Source organism: Pseudomonas sp. (genome assembly GCF_050739995.1).
In the GTDB taxonomy this organism is placed as follows: Bacteria; Pseudomonadota; Gammaproteobacteria; order Pseudomonadales; family Pseudomonadaceae; genus Aquipseudomonas.
In genome coordinates this window covers 1-6,524 of the sequence record NZ_JBOICG010000282.1, presented here as the reverse complement: position 1 = coordinate 6,524, position 6,524 = coordinate 1, and the positions used below count along the sequence as shown (strand labels likewise).

Here is a 6,524-nt window from a genome sequence, read left to right as displayed (position 1 = left end):
CCTGTGGGAGCTGTCGAGCTTTAGCGAGGCTGCGAAAGCGGTGTATCAGGCAAAAAAATGCCCACAGTGCCACCGCCTTCGCAGTCTCGCGAGCCCCCCACACTTGATCGGCGGTGCGCTCCCCCTCAGGGCTCGTCGAAGACCAACCGCACACACAACCCACCCCGCTCACGGTTATGCAGCGCCAACCGGCAACCAATCTTGCCAACGATCATTTGCACAATCGCCAACCCTAACCCCGCACCATTGGCATTGCCTTGGCTGTAAAACCGCTCGAACAGGCGCTCCATTTGCGCCTCATCAATGCCCGGCCCTTGGTCTTTCACGCTCAGGCAGTGAGTGCCAATCACCACTTTCACTTCACTGCCCGTTGGTGAAAAGTTGAGGGCGTTGGTCACCAGGTTTTGCAGTGCAATGGCCATCGCCACCGGCTCGGTTTCCACCCAACACTCCTCATCGCCTTCGAGCACCAGTTCCACGCCTTTTTCCAAGGCCAGCGGTGTCAGTTCGGCCAGTTCTTCGCGCACCAGTTCGGTCAGTTGCACGCGGCTGCGCACGGGGTTGATCAACTGAGGTTCGATGCGTGCCATAGTCAGCAATTGGCTTCCAATGCGGGTGGCGCGGTCGACGCCGTTGACCAGGAAGTCCAATGCCTCACGGCGCTGTTCCTCGGTGCCGGCGCTCTGTGCGTTTTGTGCGTGGATGCGCAAGATCGCCAACGGGGTGCGCAGTTCGTGAGCAGCATCGGCGATAAAGCGGCGCTCGCGCTCCAGCAGGTCGTCGATCTGCACCAACAAGCGGTTCAGCGCGGTTTGCATGGGTTCCAGATCGGTCGGCAGCGGTTTGAGCTGCAAGGGTTGCAGGGTGAAGGTGTTGCGCCCGCGAATCGACGACACCATGGCGCGCAAGGGCTTGAGACCCCAGCCGATGACCAGCCAGATCAATACGGTCAGCAGTGGCACGCCGATCAGGGTGGGCCAGAGGGTGTGGCGCATGATGCGCTCAATCACGTCCTGGCGAATGTCGTCGCGCTCGCCCACCCAAATCAGCAGGCCTTGTTGCGGGTCGACCAGGAGGAAGGCGCACCAATCATTGCCATTTTCCAAGATGTCGTGGGCGCCAAGTGTGGCCGGCGGCGCGGCGAGCACGGGGGCTTCGGCAGAGCGCATCAGCAGTTCACCGTTGCTGCGCCATACCTGGAAGGTCAGCCGGGTTTCATAAGGATGGGCCACGCCCTCTTCGCCCACCCGGCTCATGGCCTGGTCGAACGCCTCATACAGCCGGTTCCAATCCACATCACCGGGGTCGCGCTGGCGCAGCACGCCTTGCAGCAGACGAGCGCTTTGGGCGAGTTGGGCGTCATAGACTTCTTCGATTTCATGGTGGCTGTCACGCAGCACCAGCCAACTGATAAGCGCATCGCCCAGCAGGATCAACATCAGCACGGGAATGAGGATGCGCGCGCGAACCGAATTCATGGTTTGAGCACCAGCACATAACCGACGCCACGTACGGTGCGGATCAGCTCGGTGGATAACTTTTTACGCAGGTTGTGGATCAGCACTTCCAAGGTGTTGCTCTCAACCCGGTCTTGCCAGCCATACAACGCACGGGACAGCCGCTCACGGGTCACCACTTTGCCGGGGCGCACCAGCAGTTGATGCAGCAGTTGGTATTCCATCGGGGTGACGATGATGTCTTCGTCCTGGTAACGCACTTGTTGGGTGGACGGGTCGAGACTGATACCGGCATGTTCCAATATGGGTTGGGCGCGGCCCTGACTGCGGCGCAACAGGGCGCGCACGCGAGCCTTGAGCTCTTGGACATCGAACGGTTTGATCAGATAGTCATCGGCGCCAGCATCCAGCCCGGCGATACGCTCGACGGTGCCGTCGCGGGCAGTGAGGATCAGCACCGGCACGTCGTGTTGCTCGGCGCGTAGTTGCTGCAACAGATCCAAGCCATCCAGGCGTGGCAAGCCAAGGTCGAGCAGCAGCAAGTCAAAGCTTTCCGTGCGCAAGGCATGCAAGGCACTGAGGCCGTCTTGCAGCCAATCCAATGTGTAGCCATCAGAGCCCAATGCCATGCGAATCCCTTGGCCGAGGGCACGATCATCTTCGACGAGGAGTAGGCGCATAGCAGAATCTCTGTAGGAATCGGCCGCATCATGCCGGGTTCCAGAGCGGGCTATTCCGGGAAAGGTGTTACGGCGCATTGCCAACTAAGGTTGCACTAAGGTTGGTTTTGCACTGTGCAGCCTCCTACCCAAGCGATGAGTTCCTGACAGGCTTTCTATGCGCTCTGCCTTACTGATCTGCAGCCTGCTCGCGATATTTTTCGCCGCATGGCAAAGCCATCCGCCCCACACATTGGCCCCCTTCGCCCAAGCCAGCCCGAACAACACACCGGCAACGACTGCCCCGCAGTACACCAGCCGTTTTGTGTCTTCGCAGCTCACCGACTTTGTGCACTCCTCATCCGTCACCGCCCTGCCCGGCGGCGACTTGATGGCCGTGTGGTTCGCCGGTTCCCGCGAGGGCGCCGCCGATGTGCAGGTGCGTACCGCACGCTTTGATGCGCTCAGCGGCGAATGGGGTGCCGAGCAGGTATTGGCTACGCGGGAAAGTACACGCGATGGCACCCAGCGCTATATCCGCAAGCTGGGCAACCCGGTGATCGCCTTGGGGCCGGATAACCGCCTGTGGATGTTTTACGTATCGGTATCAGTCGGTGGCTGGGCCACCAGTGCGATCAATCTGATGGTATCGGAGGACCTGGGCGCCACCTGGACAGCCCCGAGGCAGCTGGTGACCTCGCCGTTCTTTAACATCAGCACGCTGGTGCGTGCCGCGCCGGTGTTCCACGCCGACGGCTCCATCGGCCTGCCGGTGTATCACGAGTTCATGGGTAAGTTTGCCGAGTACCTGTACTTGAGCGCCGATGGCGCGGTGATCGATAAATTCCGCATCAGTCGCGGCAAACATTCCTTGCAACCCACCATCGTGCCGCAGGATGGCCAACGCGCAGTGGCGATGTTGCGCTACGCCGGTGAAACCCATCACCGCGTGCTGGCCAGCCGCACCGAGGATGCCGGGCAAACCTGGAGCGAACCCTACCCACTGGAGCCGGCCAACCCCAACTCCTCGCTCGCGGCTGTGGCCACCCAGGACGATGGTTTGCTGGTAGCCCTCAACGACCTGCAAGACGGCCGCTTCAAGCTCAGCCTGTACGGCACCGACGCTCGGCTAAGCCAATGGCGCAACCTGATCGATCTGGATGAATCTCCCGACCCGCTCGGCCAACCGTTCGCCCCCGCAGCGTACAAAGAGATCATCGGCGAAGGCTTCCGGGCCTCCAGCGGCGCCCGGCGCCTGCCGTTGGAACAACGTTTTCTGAGCAATCTGGATTACCGCGTGTGCAAACCCCGCGGCTGTGATTTCGAGTACGAATACCCGTACTTCAGCCGCAGCCCGGATGGCATGTATCACTTGGTGTACTCGTGGAATAACACCTTTATCAAACATGTCAGCTTCAACGAAGCCTGGCTGGCGGAGCGTCTGTGATGGTGTCGCTGTGGCAAGCCCATTTGAGTTTTGTGCTGTTGGGGTTTGTGCTGTTGAGCACATTTCGAATGACCTCGCGATGGCGACCATGGCTGTTGCCGGTGCTGGTGGCGCTCAGTGTTGTCCCGGTGAATGAACTGCCCTTGGCGGCGTACGTGCGCAGCTATACCGATGACCTGGCGATCAGCACGCTGGTGTTGCTGGCGTGGGTTGCGCTGTGCCGGTTGGGGCTGTTGCAGCCGCTTGACCGCCCGCATCAGTTGCAACTCTTGATGCTGTTTGGGGGGCTGAGCCTGCTGCTGTATCCGGCCACGATGGGGTTGACGTATGTCGATCCTTATCGCTGGGGTTTCAACCCTCGGCCGATGATTGTGCTGGTAGGCGCATTGGCCCTGTTGATGCTGGCGCTGTGCAACAGGCTGGTGGTGTGGATGCTGGCAGTGGGCACGTTGGCATTCGCGTTGCGGCTGAAGGCATCGGAGAACTATTGGGATTATCTGATTGATCCGTTGCTGGCGGGTTACTGCGTAATCGCTGGGCTCATGCAATTCAAACTGTGGGGGGAGGCTTGCCTCCGATGGCGGCGTGCCAGGCAGCCTAGCTGATACAGACACACTGCTATCGGGGGAAGCCCCCTCCCACATTTGATCCGCGGCGTTTTGGAAAATTTGGAAGGTCAATAATGGGTGCGTTGCAATCACGCCGCCTGCGCTACGGCGTAGGGGCGATCGGGTTGATGTTTGTGGTGTTGGCCGCGCTGCGGCTGGTGTTTGTCGTGGGTTTTTCCGGGCTTGATTTCACCACGCCTGCGTTGTTGGAAACCCTAGGCATCGGCCTGCGTTTCGACCTGCGCCTGACCGTATTGCTCCTGTTGCCGCTGGCGGTGCTTGCGTGGATACCCCGCTGGAACCTCACCACCCTGCCCGTCCTGCGTTGGCTGGCGCGCAGCTATCTGGTGGTAGCACTGGCGGTGGTCGGTCTGGTGTACATCATCGACTTCGGCCACTACGCCTACCTGGGCGTGCGCATCAACGCGACCGTGCTACGTTACCTGCAAGATGCACAGATCTCTCAACAGATGGTGTGGGAAACCTACCCAGTGCTGTGGATAACAGCCTGCTGGCTGGCCGCCGTGGCGCTATGGGTGTGGGCACTGGTCTGCCTGGAACGACTGACCCTGGATCGCGAACCCAAGCCCCTCGGCAAACTGAGCCTGGCCTCTGCTTCAGTGGTCGGCGTCATCGCCGTGCTGCTGGCCCTGCTCGGCCGTGTGGCCAACCTCAACCTGGAAAACCCGGTACCGCTGCGATGGAGTGATGCGTTCTTTTCCGGCAACAGCCAAGTGGCTGCCGTGGGCTTGAACCCGGTGCTGTTTTTGTATGACACGCTCAAGGTCGGCCAGTCGCAGTTCGATGAAGCCAAGGTGCGCGAACTGTACCCACAAGTCGCCCATTACCTGGGCGTCGATCAACCCGACGCCGAGCAACTGGACTTCACCCGCAAACAAGCCGTGCAGCCCTATCGCCTGGCCGGCGAGCGACCGCCCAACGTGATCTTCGTGATGCTTGAATCCCTCGGCACCAGCGCCGTGGGTGCCTACGGCAACCCACTGAATCCAACGCCGAACCTGGACAAACTGGCGACACAGAGCTGGTTCTTCAAACACTTCTACGTGCCTGTGACCGGCACCGCGAAAACCGTGTGGGCGAGCATCACCGGCGTGCCCGACGTGACCCGCCAGGAGACCGCTACCCGCCACCCACTGATCACCCGTCAACACACGCTGATCAACGCCTTCGAGGGCTACCAGAAGTTCTACATGATCGGCGGCAACGCTGGTTGGGCGAATATCAACGCGCTGATCCGCCAGAGCATCGACGGTGTGCAACTGTTTGAGGAAAGTCACTGGCGCTCGCCACGCGTGGATGTGTGGGGCATTTCCGATCTGGACCTGTTCAAGGAAGGTGACCTGTTATTGCGCGCCGTGCCCAAACACCAACCGTTCTTCGCCTACCTGCAAACCTCCGGCAACCACCGGCCCTTCACGATCCCGAAGCAAAACGACGGTTTCCAGATAAAAGACGTGACACTGGAGCAGGTCCAGGCGGCGGGTTCACGCAGTGTCGAGCAATACCAGGCCGTGCGCCTGCTGGACTACAACATCGGTCGCCTGATGGAGATCGCCAAGGCCGGGGGTTGGTACGACAACAGCATCTTCGTGTTCTTCGGCGACCACAACACCCGCATCAGCCAGATCCCTCACATGGCGCCCGCCTTCGAACAACTGGGACTGGAAAGCAACAATGTGCCGCTGTTGATCCACGCCCCTGGCCTGCAACCCCGGGTGATCGAAGAAGCCGTGGGCCTGGCCGACCTGCTGCCCACCGTGGCCGGGATGGCAGGCGTGCCGTTCTCCAATGGCGCGATGGGCAGGGATATCCAGCAACCGGCGCCCGAAGGCGAACGCGTGGTGCCGCTGGTACTGCAGGAAGGCACCTTCCCGATTATCGGCGGTGTGACCCGCCACTTCCTGCTGCAAATGCAGCACGACGGCAGCTCACCGACGTTGCATGACCTGGCCTCACAAACGCCCCGGGAGGATGTCGCCGAGCAACATCCCGAAGAGTTTCAGCGCTTGCAAGGGCTCACGCATGGGCTGCATGAAAGCGCGCGATTGATGCTGTTCAGGAATGTGCGCGAGTGACTACTTGTTGGGCTGGAAGGTTTCGAGATACGCCAGGATGTCTGCAATCTTGTCCTGATCGCTGATGCCCCAGAAAATCATGCGGGTTCCACTGACTACTTTCTTCGGTGCTTCGATATAAGCGGCCAGTTTATCCCGGGTCCAGACCACACCGGAGTTCTTCATCGCGTCGGAGTATTGATAGTCCGTGGTGGTACCCGCTGGCCTGCCGATGATGCCGTTGAGCTCGGGACCAAAACCACCGCGCGCACCTTCAC

At 60.6% G+C, this 6,524-nt stretch carries 6 protein-coding genes; 3 read left to right on the top strand and 3 right to left on the bottom strand.

The annotated features are described in order from the left end of the window. Positions 1 to 125: 125 nt before the first annotated feature. Positions 126 to 1,478 (bottom strand): ATP-binding protein, encoded by a 1,353-nt coding sequence (locus ACRESD_RS09695; protein WP_431750716.1) that lies wholly within the window; start codon positions 1,476 to 1,478, stop codon positions 126 to 128. Continuing rightward, a complete protein-coding gene (locus ACRESD_RS09690) occupies positions 1,475 to 2,137 on the bottom strand; it encodes a response regulator (RefSeq protein WP_431750715.1) in 663 nt (220 codons plus the stop codon). The genes ACRESD_RS09695 and ACRESD_RS09690 overlap by 4 nt, the downstream gene beginning before the upstream one ends. 157 nt (positions 2,138 to 2,294) lie before the next feature. On the opposite strand from ACRESD_RS09690, the gene ACRESD_RS09685 reads away from it, so the two are divergent. The 3 genes from ACRESD_RS09685 to ACRESD_RS09675 all read left to right on the top strand — a co-directional run bounded on the left by ACRESD_RS09685 (position 2,295) and on the right by ACRESD_RS09675 (position 6,267). Then, a complete protein-coding gene (locus tag ACRESD_RS09685) occupies positions 2,295 to 3,563 on the top strand; it encodes a sialidase family protein (protein WP_431750714.1) in 1,269 nt (422 codons plus the stop codon). Then, positions 3,563 to 4,168 (top strand): hypothetical protein, encoded by a 606-nt coding sequence (locus ACRESD_RS09680; RefSeq protein WP_431750713.1) that lies wholly within the window; start codon positions 3,563 to 3,565, stop codon positions 4,166 to 4,168. The genes ACRESD_RS09685 and ACRESD_RS09680 overlap by 1 nt, the downstream gene beginning before the upstream one ends. Positions 4,169 to 4,245: 77 nt before the next feature. Then, on the top strand, positions 4,246 to 6,267 hold the full coding sequence (locus tag ACRESD_RS09675; RefSeq protein ID WP_431750712.1) for an LTA synthase family protein: 2,022 nt from the start codon (positions 4,246 to 4,248) through the stop codon (positions 6,265 to 6,267). Here the strand turns inward: ACRESD_RS09675 and ACRESD_RS09670 are convergent. Continuing rightward, on the bottom strand, positions 6,268 to 6,524 hold a 257-nt coding region (locus ACRESD_RS09670), incomplete at its 5' end, for a c-type cytochrome (protein WP_431750711.1).